16 protein-coding genes, 1 riboswitch and 1 other annotated feature (1 of these 18 cut by a window edge) are annotated in these 16,077 nt (G+C 33.8%); of the genes, 7 read left to right on the top strand and 9 right to left on the bottom strand.

Going from position 1 to position 16,077, the window contains the following annotated elements:
* Positions 1–31: 31 nt before the first annotated feature.
* From bsh to ACSAMO_RS01395, 7 genes are all read left to right on the top strand, one after another.
* Positions 32–1,009, top strand: coding sequence for a choloylglycine hydrolase (gene bsh / locus ACSAMO_RS01425; protein WP_499209637.1), 978 nt, complete (start codon positions 32–34; stop codon positions 1,007–1,009).
* A gap of 73 nt (positions 1,010–1,082) precedes the next feature.
* Positions 1,083–1,730 carry a hypothetical protein gene (locus ACSAMO_RS01420; protein WP_499209636.1) on the top strand — a complete coding sequence of 216 codons (648 nt, stop codon included), beginning with the start codon at positions 1,083–1,085 and terminating at the stop codon, positions 1,728–1,730.
* Positions 1,731–2,021: 291 nt separating this feature from the next.
* Positions 2,022–2,741: a hypothetical protein gene (locus ACSAMO_RS01415; protein ID WP_412614605.1), complete on the top strand. Its 720-nt coding sequence runs from the start codon at positions 2,022–2,024 to the stop codon at positions 2,739–2,741.
* A gap of 143 nt (positions 2,742–2,884) precedes the next feature.
* The gene (locus ACSAMO_RS01410) at positions 2,885–3,427 is read left to right on the top strand and encodes a CvpA family protein (RefSeq protein WP_499209635.1); all 543 of its coding nucleotides are present in this window, start codon (positions 2,885–2,887) and stop codon (positions 3,425–3,427) included.
* A 1-nt stretch (position 3,428) separates the two neighbouring features.
* Positions 3,429–3,542 carry a J domain-containing protein gene (locus ACSAMO_RS01405; protein ID WP_499209634.1) on the top strand — a complete coding sequence of 38 codons (114 nt, stop codon included), beginning with the start codon at positions 3,429–3,431 and terminating at the stop codon, positions 3,540–3,542.
* Between the two features lie 54 nt (positions 3,543–3,596).
* Complete coding sequence (locus ACSAMO_RS01400; RefSeq protein WP_499210078.1) at positions 3,597–4,220, top strand: J domain-containing protein; 624 nt, start codon at positions 3,597–3,599, stop codon at positions 4,218–4,220.
* Positions 4,192–4,479 carry a hypothetical protein gene (locus tag ACSAMO_RS01395; RefSeq protein WP_412614612.1) on the top strand — a complete coding sequence of 96 codons (288 nt, stop codon included), beginning with the start codon at positions 4,192–4,194 and terminating at the stop codon, positions 4,477–4,479. The genes ACSAMO_RS01400 and ACSAMO_RS01395 overlap by 29 nt, the downstream gene beginning before the upstream one ends.
* 54 nt (positions 4,480–4,533) lie before the next feature.
* Here ACSAMO_RS01395 and ACSAMO_RS01390 read toward each other — a convergent pair whose 3' ends face one another.
* From ACSAMO_RS01390 to thrS, 9 genes are all read right to left on the bottom strand, one after another.
* Positions 4,534–5,085: a hypothetical protein gene (locus ACSAMO_RS01390; RefSeq protein ID WP_412614614.1), complete on the bottom strand. Its 552-nt coding sequence runs from the start codon at positions 5,083–5,085 to the stop codon at positions 4,534–4,536.
* 788 nt (positions 5,086–5,873) lie between these two features.
* Complete coding sequence (locus tag ACSAMO_RS01385; RefSeq protein ID WP_499209633.1) at positions 5,874–7,289, bottom strand: aminoacyl-histidine dipeptidase; 1,416 nt, start codon at positions 7,287–7,289, stop codon at positions 5,874–5,876.
* A gap of 80 nt (positions 7,290–7,369) precedes the next feature.
* Positions 7,370–8,128 (bottom strand): alpha/beta hydrolase, encoded by a 759-nt coding sequence (locus ACSAMO_RS01380; RefSeq protein ID WP_499209632.1) that lies wholly within the window; start codon positions 8,126–8,128, stop codon positions 7,370–7,372.
* A 39-nt stretch (positions 8,129–8,167) separates the two neighbouring features.
* Positions 8,168–9,280, bottom strand: a complete 1,113-nt coding sequence (locus tag ACSAMO_RS01375) for a cation:proton antiporter (RefSeq protein ID WP_499209631.1) — start codon at positions 9,278–9,280, stop codon at positions 8,168–8,170.
* 137 nt (positions 9,281–9,417) lie between these two features.
* Positions 9,418–9,493: riboswitch (Fluoride riboswitch) on the bottom strand.
* A gap of 46 nt (positions 9,494–9,539) precedes the next feature.
* On the bottom strand, positions 9,540–10,238 hold the full coding sequence (locus ACSAMO_RS01370; protein WP_499209630.1) for a DUF6873 family GME fold protein: 699 nt from the start codon (positions 10,236–10,238) through the stop codon (positions 9,540–9,542).
* A gap of 51 nt (positions 10,239–10,289) precedes the next feature.
* Positions 10,290–11,465, bottom strand: coding sequence for a M20 metallopeptidase family protein (locus ACSAMO_RS01365; protein WP_499209629.1), 1,176 nt, complete (start codon positions 11,463–11,465; stop codon positions 10,290–10,292).
* A complete protein-coding gene (ligA, locus tag ACSAMO_RS01360) occupies positions 11,462–13,447 on the bottom strand; it encodes an NAD-dependent DNA ligase LigA (protein ID WP_499209628.1) in 1,986 nt (661 codons plus the stop codon). The genes ACSAMO_RS01365 and ligA overlap by 4 nt, the downstream gene beginning before the upstream one ends.
* Positions 13,448–13,462: 15 nt before the next feature.
* Positions 13,463–14,113, bottom strand: coding sequence for a sporulation protein YunB (gene yunB, locus ACSAMO_RS01355; protein WP_337599204.1), 651 nt, complete (start codon positions 14,111–14,113; stop codon positions 13,463–13,465).
* 60 nt (positions 14,114–14,173) lie between these two features.
* Positions 14,174–15,922: a threonine--tRNA ligase gene (gene thrS, locus ACSAMO_RS01350; RefSeq protein WP_412579193.1), complete on the bottom strand. Its 1,749-nt coding sequence runs from the start codon at positions 15,920–15,922 to the stop codon at positions 14,174–14,176.
* A 62-nt stretch (positions 15,923–15,984) separates the two neighbouring features.
* Positions 15,985–16,077 (bottom strand) — a binding site (T-box leader) (it continues 137 nt past the right edge of the window).

Here is a 16,077-nt window from a genome sequence, read left to right as displayed (position 1 = left end):
TAAGTAAATAATTTATCGGAGGTAACATTTTATGTGTACTGCAGCAACGTATAAAACAAAAGATTTTTATTTCGGAAGAACGCTTGATTATGAATTTTCATATGGTGAAGAAATTACGATAACACCTCGAAATTATAAATTCAATCTAAAAAATATGGGCATAATGGAAACTCATTACGCGATGATAGGGATGGCTCATATTGCCGAAAATTATCCGCTTTATTATGACGCAATTAATGAAAAAGGTCTTGGTATGGCAGGACTTAACTTTGTCGGCAATGCGGATTATAAAGAAGTGATTGACGATAAGGATAATATCACGCAATTTGAATTTATACCGTATATTTTAGGTAAATGTGCAAGTGTAAAAGAGGCAAGGGAGTTGCTTAGAAAAATTAATATAACGAACATTCCTTTTAACGAAAAAATGACTTTGGCACAGTTACATTGGATAATCGCCGATAAAAACGAGGCAATAACTGTTGAATCTATTAAAGACGGTATAAAAATTTATGACAATCCTGTTGGTGTGCTTACGAACAATCCGCCTTTTGACAAGCAGATGTTTAATCTTAATAACTATATAAATTTGTCACCAAAATCACCTAAAAACAATTTTTCGGATAAGTTGAATTTGAATATGTACAGTCGTGGTATGGGATCAATCGGTTTGCCCGGTGATTTATCGTCACAGTCAAGATTCGTAAGAGCGGCATTCGTGAAAACAAATTCATTGTCGGGAGAAACTGAATCGGAAAGTGTAAGTCAGTTTTTTCATATTCTTGGTGCGGTTGAACAGCAAAAAGGCTGTTGTGAAGTTACAGACGGTAAGTTCGAATACACTATTTACACTTCTTGCTGCAACGGTGACAAGGGAATATATTATTACACCGCTTATGAAAATCATCAAATTACAGGTGTTGATATGAATAAAGAAAATTTGAATTCAGATAAACTTATATGCTATCCGTTAATTCAAGGTGAACAAATAAAAATACAGAACCAATGAGAAAGCGGATATATTATGAATGAGGTATTAAAAACAATAAAAGGTGAGATTTATAAAAAAGATGTTTTGTGATATGAAAGAGGAAAATCATAGCTTTATTATAGAAATATTGGTAATAACAGCTTGGATAGGATTATTGTGGTGGTATACAAAATTTGCAGTATTTGACAGTTTTGCTTTTTATGATTCTGAACACAATTATCATTATATAGGTGGCTTGAGGAATATTATATCGTGTTTTATATATCTTTTATCGACTGTCGTAATTTTGCTTAGATTTAGAGCTAATTTGAAGAAATATTCTGCCCAAAAATGCCTCTATGGAATTTGTTTTGTGGGGATAATTTTTATAATAACCTGTGTGTATGGCATATTATCATCAGAAATCAGACAAGTTGTGGTAGAAGATACTGGATTTTATGTTTATAAACATTCGATAAAAAATTTAGATAGTCAATGGTATAACTTTGACTATCTAAAAACACATAATATACAACTATTAGATGGTGAAGTTTATTTTTGTGAAGTTAAAACGAATAATGCAGGTTGGAACAGAGAGAGTTTTAAAGGAGTAGAATCTGATAACATATGTAAATTAGTTGATGATTGGACACTCGGACGAATTCTGAATATCACTTATATGATAATTTTATTAAATAATCAGAAAAAGGAGTTGGTAATAGCCTATCTTAAAAACCGCATGGTTAAGCTATTTTTTTAGACCTGTCAAAAAAATATCAATCTAAGTATAATAAAAGGCAGATTGCAAATTAAGGTAATTATGTGAAAAGTATTATGAGATTTTTATCTGTTTTTTTATTTTCTTGCCTTATAGTAATTATAACTAAAATATAACAGAACAATTCTACATATTTCCTAATTGTATATTTAATATTTGTATGTTAAGATCATATTAGACAAGATGGTACATATGCAAATGCATCAGAATGGTATTTTACAGAAAATTCATTAAGAGCAGAACAAGGTTTTTGTAAAAGGATAAGGCATTAAAATGAAAAATAAGAAAATAGTTGTAACAGCAATTTTAATAATAGTTATAATCAATATTTTTTCAGTATTTAATCCGATTTTATTATTAAATTTAAAAAATGCTAAAAAAATTTGTAATGATTATAACATAATAGAAGTTAAATTAAATAGTGATAATGAATATGTTTCAAGAGAAGAATTCTTAGATTCAGTATTATATGCAATAGGAATGAATGAATATATTATAGATAGATATAATAATACTGATTTTGGTACAATACCAACAGATGATTTTAATTTACCAAATAAACAATATTCAACAACAGATAATTTTTACACAATATGTTTTATTGCTAAAGATTTGAAATTATTACAGACTAAAGGCAATACAAGATGTTATTATGGGAAAGATAATATTAAGGTTCAAGAAGCAGCATCTATTTTGCAAGCATGTTTATCTAATGTAGAAACAGATAACGGTATTTTTACCAAAAAGTCCAAAGAATTTATGACATTATTTATCAAATCACATTTTAGTGGTATCATAACACCATTAGACAGTAATTATTTTACAATTACAAATCCAAGCTTAAAGCGTAAAGACGTATATATTCTATTAGCAAGATTACTCAAACAAAAACGTTATAAATATCTGATTGATACAAAAATTTCAGAACCTGCTTCTCAAATTGATAGTGAACGTTCTATGACTTATAAAGAGTACCTTGATTTAACAAATTAAAATTACTTTACTTCTATAAAAAATCTGTTATACTAAAATTAAAGTATGAAGTGACAACGAAATACAAAGTAAATTTATGCAGACAAGAATCTGAATTGATTTTTGTCTGCTTTTTTACGTTTAAAAGAAAGGAGAGAAGAAAAATGCTTATAAGTATATTATTTGTTAGTATTATTATTGTGTACGGATTTATAGGACTAAAAAAGGGTGGTATCAAAAGTATAGGAGGCTTAATATCAATGATATTGTCTTTTATACTTTCACGCTGTTTAGCTATTCCGGTAACGCAATATGTATGTAATGAATCGGGTATTAGTGATAAAATCAGTAGTTTTATTCAGAGCATCAATGGTTCAGTGTCTCAAGGTGGAAATGCTTTTAACTTAGGTTTTGTTAATTTATCTGCCGAAAAATTATTATCTTCATTCATAATGATACTGTTATTTTCATTGTTTATGTTCATATTCGGATTGATAATACACTTAATATCAAGTGCAGTAAAAATAGTTCCTTTAGGGGAAAAACTTGATAAGTCAATTGGTTTTATAAGTGGTGTTGTTAAAGGTTTAATAATGGCAATTATCGTATATTTCATACTTTATACAGTCAATATGATTCCTAATGTTCATATACCGCTCGATAATACAGTCTTAAATAATGTAATGCAAATGATAGGGGGATTCTGATATGGATATTAAAGAATGTTATGAGATATTGGGTATTACTAAAAAAGCAACAGATGAGCAGGTAAAAAAAGCATATAGAGAGAAATCCAAACAATTTCATCCTAATTTACATTGAGATGACAAAGATGCAACTGCTAAATTTGCAAAAGTATCAGAGGCGTATAGGCTTATATTAGAAAATCGTGAAAAGAAACACAAGTCTATATTTAACTTTGGTACTATATTCAGTGATGCCGGAAGTAAGACGAATACAGAAAAGAAGAAAGAAACAACAAAATCAGAAAAGCCTGAGTCTGAGCAGAAAGGTATTCGAGGTTCTGACGTATATACCACAGTAGAAATTACTTTTGAGGAATCAATTCTCGGCTGCCGAAAGGAGATAACTGTTCAGCATGAAGAAATATGTCCTTGCAGTAAGGAAGAAAATCATACCGATAATTGTACAATTTGTAATAATACCGGTAAGGTATTGAAGAAATTCATATATGATATAAGTATTCCGAGAGGCATATTCAGTGGACAGGTATTAAAAATAAAAGGCAAAGGCAATGTCGGAATCAATGGTGGAGAAAACGGTGATTTGGTTATCAATATTCAAGTAAAACAGAAGAAAGGTTTTGTGAGGACCGGTCAAGACGTTGTTTACTATATGACTATCTCATTTCCACAAGCTGTTTTGGGAGCAGTGATTAATGTGCCGACAGCTTATGGTACAGTGAATTGCGAAATACCGGCAGGAATCAAACCGGGAGAACAATTATGCCTTGCAGGCTATTCTTTCAAAAATTGCTGAATTCCTAAGCACATCAGAAGATGCAATGTGGGATATGATGGAATATCCTGAATTTTGCATAATTGATGAACGTCCAAACGGAGAAAAACACGGCTATTTCTGCCAAAATAGCTACAAAACCTTTGGTACGACTATTATAAACATTGTATATGTTAAAACTGTCGTAGTCAAAGCTCCGGACAAAGAAGTTTATCGTAATAATAACGAACCATTGTTCGTGTACAAAAACGGTAATATTTCATTTGTTGAAACAGAATAAGAAAAAGGTCGGTACATTATGTGTACTGACCTTTTTGAATGTGTTCATATAATTTTACTCTAAGATAGTATTAATAGTATTTTTGATTTCATTAACTGTATTAAATACAGGTAATTCAGGAAGAATTGACAACTGATCAATAATTATATCACGAACGGTATTATACTCAACTTCACTATCAGTAGAAGTATTATGCGTTGTAATAAAATTTTTAATAATAGGGTCAATAACATTTTTATGCTTTATAAGAAGCTGTAATATAGTTGTTCTTTTAGGTTGCGATTCAATTTCTTGCTTGATAAGTACATTTTCTATTGTGAATAAAGCATAATTGAAGAATGTTTGATGCTTTTCTAAGATTGAAACAGCATTATCATAGGCTTGGGGAATAGTAGTGAGTCTAATAGCGTTTAACCATTGCTGAGCACAATAGTTAATATATTCTGACAACTGTTCATCAGAAATTTGAATGTTTTGTTTAATAAAAATTTGTTTTGCTTTTTCGGTTAATAAATTCATATCAATATCATTTAATATGTTGTGAATTGTAATCAATCTGATTTGTTGTGTAGATTTGTTATTTAGTATTTCTTTATAAGTTTTCATAATTAAAACCTCCGTTAAAATGTATTTGAATACAAAAAAACATAGAATCAGAATTTTTGAATTCCTCAACTATGTTTTTTTGCTAAATACTATTTTACTTTGTTTATATAATACCATAATTCTACGGATTTGTCAATACTTTATTGAATTTTATAGCATTAGGCACTGCTTTTTTATCTTAAAAATATTTTTCAAAGTAAATTACCGCCATTTGCTTATGAAAAGGTAGAAATCTTCATTAAAATAAGGACTATATTAATGAGAGACGTTTTATGAACTCTTATCCTAAAAAGAACTTCTCTCAACAATATATCTTTCACCTTATGAGTATTGTAACAATGGATAATAGATATGTATTTCATAATTTTGTCCTATGTATCCGCAAGTCAAAAGAGGTAATTTTGAAAATGCGCATCCAAGTATAATAAAGCGTCATTTATCTTACTTAGATTGATATTTTGAATTTTACCCCCTACGTAGTTTTTAGAGTTCCTCTCCAAGAACTATGATATACTGTTTAAGATGCTGTGGATTGGTTGTGCGCTCCTACCGCTTGACGGTTCACGAAAGGCTCCAGTCACAGACTCTTTGCAGTTTGTTAATCAGTTAGATACCGCATGACGGTTTATTTAGAACGAGGCTACAATTGCTAAGAGCCCCTGTGGGTCTAAACAGTATCAAAATATTTTTAAGGAGAATTATTCTTATGCACAGATATGTTTTTTGTACTTATTTTTGCTTAATCAAAAACAGACAGAAATTCATTTTGAATTTCTGTCTGTTAAAAGCTATTTTAATTCTTTTAAAATTTCAATTAAAAATTTCCATGTGCGTTTGGTAGAAGCTATATCAAGTTTCTCGTTCGGAGTATGAATTTCTAAAATATTAGGTCCTATTGATACTGCATCGAGATTATTAATTTTATCGGCAATAATACCGCACTCCAACCCTGCGTGGATAGTTTCGATTTTAGGCGTTCTGTCATATAAACGTTCAAATACAGCAGTCATAGTTTCTCTTAATTTTGAATTTTCAGCATATTCCCATGCAGGATAGCTTGCGGAATGTTCAAACGAACCGCCAAGTGATAACACTAATTCATCTAAAATGTCCGATTGTTGTTCTTTTTCATTCTTCAAATTGGACCTAATCATAAAACTTGCTTGAAATGTATTATCCGCTAACGAAACAACACCTAAGTTCAGTGATGTAAGCACTTCATTTTTATTGTTAAACTTTAATGCGGTAGATTTTGTATTTGTAAGAAATGTTATTATTTTATCGGTACTTTGTTTTGAAAGTTTTTTATTGCTTTCAGTTTCTGAAAACGTTATTTTTAAGCCTTTTTCCGTATTGATTAATTCTGATTTTATGTTTTTGATTATGTCTTTTAATTTCGATGTATCCTCTATACAGATTACGGCATATGCTTGCTTAGGTATGACGTTTTCTCTAACTCCCCCTTTTATATCGCAAACAGAAAATTTACAATCTTGTGATAACTCATAAAGTATTTTCCCTAATAATTTGATTGCATTTTCACGTTGCTTGCCAATATCAATACCGCTGTGTCCTCCGTTTAAACCGCTTATTTCTATACGCAAAGTGTTGTTGTCACTGCTTTCAAATTCTATCGGAATATTGGCAGTATAAATCATTGCACCGGCACAACCGGCGGTAAAAATGCCTTCATCTTCACTGTCAATATTAATTAAACGCTTACCTTTCAGATATGACGTCTCAAGCTCAGCCGCACCTAAAAGACCTATTTCCTCATCTCTTGTTATAACTGCCTCAATAGGCGGATGAGGTATATCGTCTGAAGCAAGAATTGCAAGGATATAAGCAACCGCAATTCCGTCGTCACCGCCAAGCGTTGTACCGTCAGCCCATAAATATTCACCGTCGGTACACAATGTCAAGCCCTCTTTAGACATATCAATAGTGCAATCCGGTACTTTGTCACACACCATATCCATATGACCTTGTAAAATAATAGGCCCACTGTTTTCAAACCCTTTTGTACCGTCTTTAAAAATTATAATATTTCTGCCGGAATCATAAATTGCTTTAAGATTATGTTCCTTTGCAAAATTCATTAAATATTTTGATATTTCTTCTGTATTTCCAGAACCATGCGGAATATTCGATACTTCCTTGAAATATTGAAATACTATCTTAGGTTCTAATTCATTATAATCCATCTTTTTCACCTCAACTATATTATATCACATTTATTTTATAAACAAAACAAAATCAGAGTATATTTCAACTCTGATTATAATTATTTCTTCAAAAACTCGATAACACGTTTCTTTATATCATCCAATGAATTATCCAAACCGTGTCCTTCACCTTCAATTAATACAAGTTCGGTATTATGCGGCATACATTCTTTATATCTGCGAGAACCGATAACTCCAACTGCGTCATCGGCAGTACCATGTATGATCAGTGTTTTACCACAGAACATTGATGTAGTTTCATAAATCGGTAATGTTCTTGCAACTCTGAAATATATACCGCCGACTTCATAATGATTACCCTCATTATCTTTTACATGGAATTTATCCGGTACGTTTATCATATCATACGGAGTACCGAAACACGAGCCGATTAAAGAATCGTCTTTAATTGTTGCGGCAGGAGCAAGCATTATAAGTTTACTGATACATTCACGATAATATCCCGCCATCATACCGCCTACCAAAGCACCTTGAGAATGACCGAGTATATTTATTTCGGTAACAAAATCAAGTCCTCTGACATAATCAATTATTTTAGCGGCATCAAGTATTTCGCTTAATACATTCATATCACAAAATTCACCGTCACTGGCGCCGTGACCGTCAAAATCAAACCGTATTGTTGCGATACCGTTATTAAGACATTCATGTGCAATCTGATAAAACATTGATTTATCATCTTTGCCTATATTCGCCATAAATCCGTGAAATATAATAAGTATCGGGCATTTTTCAACGTCCGGCTTTAAAAGTTCGCCTCTCAAAGTTAATCCGTCACGCTTTAATGTTACATTCATAAACTAAACCACCTTAAAATAAAATATAATACAATTATATCATTTTATTTGCTTTTGTAAAGCGTTTTTTGTCAATAGTTTCTTATATGTCAAGTCAATCAAAAATGCTCCCAACGGTGCGGTGATTATTATTGACAAAACCGCAACGGTTAAAACTGTTTCACCGCAATTTAATCCCATAGAAAGTGGTATTCCGCCTATTGCGGCTTGAACAGTCGCCTTTGGCAGATAAGCTATCATACAGAACAGTCTTTCTTTTAAGTTGAGATTTGTTTTAAACATACAAATAAATACGCCGAACATACGGAATAGCAAAACTAAGAATATCAATATAATTGCTGCTATTCCCGCTTTAAGTGCGTAATCAATATTAACGCTTGCACCGACAAGCACGAATAATAATATTTCCGCAACAACCCATAGTTTGTTGTATCGCTGAGAAAGAAGTTCAGTCGCCTCTTTTCTGACTTTTTGCAAAGAAATACCTATGCACATAACGGCAACAAGCGATGAAAACGGCACAATTCCACCGTAAGTATCTTCAAATGCAACAAGCAAAAACGACACGCACATTAAAATGATTATTTTTACCGTATCTCTGATATGTGCTTTAGCAAAAAAATTGCCTAACACTATTCCGACAAAAATACCGACAGTTATACCCAATACAATGGATATTGGGATTTTTACAAAACTGACAGCAGACATATCTCCTGTTTGCGACAGACCGAGAAATGCAGAGAAAAGAACTATAACAAACACGTCATCAACCGACGCTCCGGCAAGTATAAGTTGCGGAATGCTTTTATCTTTACCGTAGCCGTTCTCTATTAAATTCAGCATTTTAGGCACAATAACCGCAGGTGAAACCGCACCTACCACTGTACCCATAACTGCCGCGTCAACTACGGATATTCCTAACAATTTAGGTGCAAGAAGTATCATACCTATTATTTCAAAACAAGCCGGAACAAAGCACATCATTATAGCAGGTCTGCCGACTTTTTTCAATTCCGACACATTGAGCGACAATCCGGCTCTTGCAAGAATTATAATTAATGCAATTTTGCGTAATTGTGCGGATATTTCAAGAATTGATGTATCAATTAAATTCAGTGCATACGGTCCTATTATAATTCCAACTGCCAACATTCATATAAGTGACGGCAATCGTAGTTTTTTGCATATTCCGCCAAGTAACAGACCGAACAATAAAATGATTGCTAAACTAAAAAACATAAATATTCCTCCATAAAATACAGAAAAAGCTGATGTTTCTGCATTAAAAAAATAGTGCAGAAGTCATCAGCTTAAATAAGCGGTTTTAGTATTATACTAAGGGAGAACCTCATTCCCTTTATTTAATTCTTGAATATTATATCAGATTTATTTGTGAAAATCAAGTCCTAACTTAAATATTTACTATAATTGTTCCAATATCAACTAATTTACCGTCTTTAAGCGGAATAATATCAACATTATATTTATGGCAAAACACCTTAATTTGTTCGCTGTCGGGATGAGAATTAATGTCACCGTTTACAGCAAGCGTGTTATTATCTATAAGTCCCGTTGCTCCACCAATAAAGCCGTAATCAAGTTTTCGCAATTCAATATGACCTGATGATATTTTTAGGACATCTATTCCCTTTTGTGCCACTGTCTTGGCTATTCCGTTATCAGACGTTATAATTGCATTATTGTCTACAATACAAATATTGCATTTACTGTACCCCTGCTTGACGTTAATAATTTCTTTATTGTGACTATCAAGAATCGTTTTATCAGTATATGCTTTATTACAAATAACATAATCTTTTAAAGCCGTAGCATTGTACCACACGTCATACGGATATTTTGAGTCTATATTGTTTTGTCCTTTAATTAAAGTACACTTTTTAGGCATATATTTTTTGTAATGTTCATATGTTTCGGGAGCAGATATAAAACAATTATTTCCGATATAGTGAATTTGAATATCTGCGTGGGTTGCAACGGAGTCATACAGATTATCAATCTTTAAAGTCGGAATTACTTTGATATTTAATTTTTCAAGAGTATATATAGTTTTATCATCTGCTCTGCAATCTATAACTGCTATTTTTTTCAATTTTAAAACCTCTTAAAATCAATTTAGTTTACATAATATTTTTATGGTAAACTAATTATTATAAGTATCTAAATAATCAACTGCGGTTTGTGACAAAATCGCACTTCCAATAGGTAAAGCGTCTTCGTCTGCTATAAACTTCGGACTATGTATCGGATAAACAGCTCCTTTTTCTACATTTCCTACACCTAATTTAAAATAGGCACTCGGAACGTTTTCTCCAAAATATGAAAAATCATCACCCGCCATTGCCGGTTTATCAAGTGTCACTACTTCGTTTATGCAGGTAAGCTTTTTTGCACTGTTTCTGATTACATCATTCATTTCACTGTTATTAACAACAGGCGGAAAAAGTTTATTGAATGTAAAATCAATAGTTGTTCCATGCTTTTTTGCTGTTTCATGTGCCGTTTTATCAAGTAATTCTATGAGCATTTCACGAGTTTCATTGTCAAGCGAACGTGCCGTACCCATAATTTCAGCAGTTTGCGGAATGGCATTATTGCAAGTCCCGCCGTTAAAATAGCAAACCGTCATAACACACGGCTTGTCTTTTAGAACAGTTGCATTTATTTTTTCAAATTCCGTTATAATTGCCGTGCCGATAGTAACTGGATTTACGCATTTTTCAGGTGCGGAGGCGTGACCGCCGACACCGTGAACAACAATTTTAAAATCGTCGGGCGACGCCATAATTGAGCCGTCCTTAACTTGGATATTGCCCGTCTTTTCTAACGGTTCAACGTGAAGTGCAAAAGCCGCGTCAACGTGCGGATTTTCAAGTATTCCGTCCTCAATCATAGGTAATGCACCGCCTACTCCCTCTTCAGCAGGCTGGAAAACAAGTTTTACGTTTCCGTTCAACTCATCTTTAATATCGTTTAAAATTTTAGCCGCACCTAAAAGACACGTTGCATGAATATCATGTCCGCATGCGTGCATATATCCTTCGCGTTCCGATTTTATTTCAAATTTGCTTTCGTCTTTTATAGGTAATCCGTCTATATCAGCACGCAAAAGTACAGTTTTATTACTGTTTTTACCTTTAATCAAGGCAACTGTTCCTGTTTTAGCTGAGGTTGTATAAGGTATTCCGTAATCGTCAAGTTTACTGCGAATAAATGAAGATGTTTTTATTTCTTCAAAATCAGTTTCAGGAGTACGGTGGAGGTGACGTCGTATGGAAATCAGCTCATCCTTTATTTGAAATGCTTTTTCTTCAATCATTTTATCATCTCCTCAAATTCATCTTCACTGATAACCGTTACACCCAAGCTGTTCGCCTTGTCAAGTTTACTTCCTGTGTCTTCACCGGCAAGAACATATGTTGTTTTCTTTGATACACTTGACGATGTTTTACCACCGTAATTTTCTATTATTTTTCCTGCCTCACTTCGCTTATATTTAGAAAGTGTTCCTGTCAGAACAAATGTCATACCCTCAAAACGTCTGTCGATAATAGAATCTTCACTGTCGTCTATACAGTTTACACCCGCTTTTTCAAGCTTATCAATAAAAGCGATTGACTGCTCTTGCATAAAAAATTCAACAACCGATTGTGCCATTTTACCGCCTATATCGGCAATTTCGGTAAGTTCTTCAACCGATGCGTTTCTCAAATTATCAAGAGTTTTATATTTTGCCGATAAAATCTTTGCGGCTTTTTCACCTATATGACGAATACCGAAAGCATTTATCAGTCTGTATAATGGGTTTGTTTTTGACTTTTCAAGAGCGTTTATAAGATTTTGTGCTGATTTTTCACCCATTTTATCCATTTCGGCTATATCTTCGGCTTTTACATAATACAAATCGGCAGCGGTTTCGATTAAATCTTTTTCTATCATTTGTTCAATGATAGACGGACCAAGACCGTCAATGTCCATTGCATTTCGAGACACAAAGTGAATTATATTTCTAAGTCGCTGTGCCGGGCAATTCACACCTGTGCAACGATATGCCGCTTCGCCTTCTTCACGCACGATTAAAGCACCGCATTCAAGGCAATGTGTCGGCATTTCAAATTCTTTTTCACTGCCGTCACGATTTTCTTTTATAACTTCAACGACAGCCGGAATTATATCGCCCGCCTTTTGAATAATAACAGTATCGCCTATTCTGATATCCTTTTCACGTATAAAGTCAAGATTATGAAGTGTCGCTCTTGATACATTTGAGCCTGCAATGTGGACTGTATCAAGTATTGCAAGAGGTGTAAGAACACCTGTTCTTCCGACTTGAACTTTAATATCTCTTATAACCGTTTGCTGTTTCTCGGCGGGATATTTATATGCAATAGACCAACGGGGGAATTTTGCGGTATCTCCAAGCATTTCTCTTGCGGTCAATTCATTTACCTTAATTACTGCACCGTCTATATCAAAATATAGGTTACCTCTCTCCTCACCTATTTCTAATATTCTCTCATATGCCTTTTCTATAGATGAATACGATTTTTTATCAAGAATAGTTTTAAATCCCTGTTCTTTCAAAAATTCAAGACCTTCAATATGTGTTGAAATTTCTTTACCCTGTATTTGCTGAATATTAAAAACAAATATGTCAAGATTACGTTTTGCGGCTATTTTGGGATCGAGCTGTCTTAGTGAGCCTGCCGCCGCATTACGCGGATTTGCAAAAAGCGGTTGTTCGCTCGCCTCTAAAATATCGTTTATTTTATTAAAGTTATCTCTTGACAAAAAGACTTCTCCTCTCACTTCAAGAAAAGGTATATCGTCTTTTAAAGTAAGAGGTATGCTCTTAATTGTTTTCAGATTTTCCGTAACATCCTCACCGTTAATACCGTCACCGCGCGTCGAACCTCTTGTAAATTCACCGTCCACATATTCAAGAGAAACAGACAAGCCGTCAATTTTCTGCTCAACAACGTAATTTACATCATGCACAACGGCTCTTACACGTCTGTCAAAGTCAAGTATTTCTTCTTTTGAAAATGCCTTTTGCTGACTTAACATAGGCACGTCGTGATGAACTTCACCAAAACTTTTAACAGCTTCTCCGCCTACTCTTACGGTAGGTGAATTTTTCTTTTTATATTCAGGATATTTTTCTTCAAGGTGTTCAAGCTCTACAAGCATTTTATCAAACGCAAAATCAGAAATTTCGGGAGCATCATCAACATAATACTTGTGGTTGTGATAATTAAGTTCATTTGTCAATTCTTCAATACGTTTTTCAATATCGTTCATTAATAAAATTCCTTTCTACTCGACTGATGCAGTCATTCCACCATTTCCGTAATAAGTCGGTGTGTCACCTACAATAATCGTTTCATTTAAAAGCACTGATGTTTCGACAGTGTCGGCTTGTGCAAACATCATTCCCACGAATGACATTTTCATAGATACGTCTAAATACAATTTATGCTTTACCTGATTAATACCGACAGAGTCAAAACTCTCTTTAAAATCAGCATTTACAATACTAACCGGATATATTCGTATCGGCACTTTAGGACCGAGTCCGGCAAGAAAATATAAATTACTGCAGCTTCCGAGCGGTACATATACCGTATCGCTTTTATGTGAATCAATATTTTTCTGCATTGACTGTATTATTGCCGATTTTAAGCGATTGATCTTTGCGGTATCCGTTTCGATTGCCTTTATGCTTTCTGAAGAATTTTCCATAATTTTGGCAAGACTTTGGTATTCTTCTTCAACAAATACATCATCTACTGCACTGTTTACAACCTCATTTGCAATGTTATTTGAATACACCTTTGCATATTCGATAAAAGACGGTTGCAATTTTGTGAAAACAAGCCATATAAGAAAAATTAAAAAAAACAGTGTAAAGAATATTCCTACACCTTTTAAATTTCTGTTTCTTGTTCGTGAAAGTCCAAGCCTCATATAAATCCCTCCCCGACACTGTATAGTATGTCGGGGAGCAAATTTACGTTACATTAACAATTATATTCTCTTTGTGTCGATTTCTTCTTTAACGGCTTTGATAAATTCATCTATTGCCATAGCACCCTTGTCGCCCTCTTTTCTTGAACGAACAGATACAGTGTTATTTTCAATATCCTTATCACCGACAACAAGCATATAAGGTACTTTTTCAAGCTGTGCCTCACGAAGTTTATAACCAAGTTTTTCACTTCTGTCATCAACTTCTACACGCAAAATACCGTTTGCCTCAAGCTGTTTCTTAATTTCATATACATAATCAAGATGTCTGTCTGCAATAGGCAAAAGCTTGATTTGTACAGGAGCAAGCCATACCGGGAATGCACCTGCATACTTTTCGATAAGAAGTGCAAGTGTTCTTTCGTAACAACCGATTGATGTTCTGTGAATAATATACGGATTTTTCTTAGTACCGTCTTTATCAACGTATTCCATACCGAATTTCTCGGCAAGCATTTGGTCGATTTGGATTGTTACAAGGGTATCTTCTTTACCATGTACATTCTTAATTTGAATATCAAGTTTCGGACCGTAGAATGCAGCCTCACCGACACCGACTTTATAATCAATGTTAAGGTCTTTCAAGATTTTCTCCATTGTATCTTGTGCCTCGTTCCACTGTTCTTCTGTACCGATATACTTTTCTCTGTCGTCAGGATCCCATTGTGAGAAACGATATGAAACGTCTTCGATTAATCCAAGAGTTGTAAGCATATAGTTTGTAAGTTCAAGACAACCCTTAAATTCTTCTTCAAGCTGTTCAGGTGTACACATCAAGTGTCCCTCTGAAATTGTGAACTGACGTACACGGATTAGTCCGTGCATTTCACCGGACGCCTCATTTCTGAAAAGTGTCGATGTTTCATTAAGTCTCATAGGCAAATCTCTGTACGAACGACCTCTGTTTAAAAACGCTTGATACTGGAACGGACAAGTCATCGGACGAAGTGCAAATACTTCCTTATCCTTTTCTTCATCGCCAAGTACGAACATACCTTCTTTATAGTGATCCCAGTGACCTGAAATTTTATACAAGTCGCTCTTTGCCATTAGAGGTGTCTTTGTAAGCTGCCAGCCACGTTTTTGTTCTTCATCTTCAACCCATCTTTGAAGTAATTGAATTACTCTTGCACCCTTTGGAAGCATAATAGGAAGACCTTGACCGATATAATCAACTGTTGTAAACAATTCAAGTTCACGTCCAAGCTTATTATGGTCACGTTTTTTTGCCTCTTCAAGCTGTTCAAGATGTGCCTCAAGGTCGGCTTTATTTAGGAAAGCAGTACCGTAAATACGTTGTAACATCTTGTTTTTCTCATTACCTCTCCAATATGCGCCTGTTGCACTTAAAAGTTTGTATGCTTTAACCTTGCTTGTGTAATTTACGTGAGGTCCTGCACATAGGTCAACAAAATCGCCTTGCTTATAGAAAGAAATTGTAGCATCTTCGGGTAAATCGTTAATCAATTCAACTTTGTATGGCTCATCTTTCATTAATTCAAGAGCCTCTGCTCTCGGCAATTCAAATCTTTCGATTTTAAGGTTTTCTTTAGCGATTTTTTTCATTTCTTTTTCAAGAGCTTCTAAATCCTCAGGGGTGAAAGTATGCTCTGTATCAAAATCATAGTAAAAACCGTCATCAATAGCCGGACCGATAGCAAGTTTTGTATCCGGATAAAGTCTTTTTACAGCCTGTGCAAGTATATGCGAGGCTGAATGTCTTAGTGTTTGTAGTTCATTCATTTCCATTTTTATTAGTCCTTTCTTTTTATAAACTAAAAACACCCCTAAAGTACGGATAATATCCATACCTTAGGGGTGCATAAATATACACGGTTCCACCCTAATTACAGCATATAAGCTGTCACTTAGTTCGTCCTTGTTTCGTAAGGAATACGGCAAAA

Source organism: Ructibacterium sp. SJQ-7, from assembly GCF_054696575.1.
The sequence above is the reverse complement of the archived record's forward strand: the minus strand, read 5'-3'. Positions and strand labels throughout refer to the sequence as shown.

Coding starts and splice junctions, on each gene's coding strand:
- bsh (WP_499209637.1), top strand. CDS start 32: ATGTGTACTGCAGCAACGTATAAAACAAAAGATTTTTATTTCGGAAGA.
- ACSAMO_RS01420 (WP_499209636.1), top strand. CDS start 1,083: ATGAAAGAGGAAAATCATAGCTTTATTATAGAAATATTGGTAATAACA.
- ACSAMO_RS01415 (WP_412614605.1), top strand. CDS start 2,022: ATGAAAAATAAGAAAATAGTTGTAACAGCAATTTTAATAATAGTTATA.
- ACSAMO_RS01410 (WP_499209635.1), top strand. CDS start 2,885: ATGCTTATAAGTATATTATTTGTTAGTATTATTATTGTGTACGGATTT.
- ACSAMO_RS01405 (WP_499209634.1), top strand. CDS start 3,429: ATGGATATTAAAGAATGTTATGAGATATTGGGTATTACTAAAAAAGCA.
- ACSAMO_RS01390 (WP_412614614.1), bottom strand. CDS start 5,085: ATGAAAACTTATAAAGAAATACTAAATAACAAATCTACACAACAAATC.
- ACSAMO_RS01385 (WP_499209633.1), bottom strand. CDS start 7,289: ATGGATTATAATGAATTAGAACCTAAGATAGTATTTCAATATTTCAAG.
- ACSAMO_RS01380 (WP_499209632.1), bottom strand. CDS start 8,128: ATGAATGTAACATTAAAGCGTGACGGATTAACTTTGAGAGGCGAACTT.
- ACSAMO_RS01375 (WP_499209631.1), bottom strand. CDS start 9,280: ATGTTGGCAGTTGGAATTATAATAGGACCGTATGCACTGAATTTAATT.
- ACSAMO_RS01365 (WP_499209629.1), bottom strand. CDS start 11,465: ATGATTGAAGAAAAAGCATTTCAAATAAAGGATGAGCTGATTTCCATA.
- ligA (WP_499209628.1), bottom strand. CDS start 13,447: ATGAACGATATTGAAAAACGTATTGAAGAATTGACAAATGAACTTAAT.
- yunB (WP_337599204.1), bottom strand. CDS start 14,113: ATGAGGCTTGGACTTTCACGAACAAGAAACAGAAATTTAAAAGGTGTA.
- thrS (WP_412579193.1), bottom strand. CDS start 15,922: ATGGAAATGAATGAACTACAAACACTAAGACATTCAGCCTCGCATATA.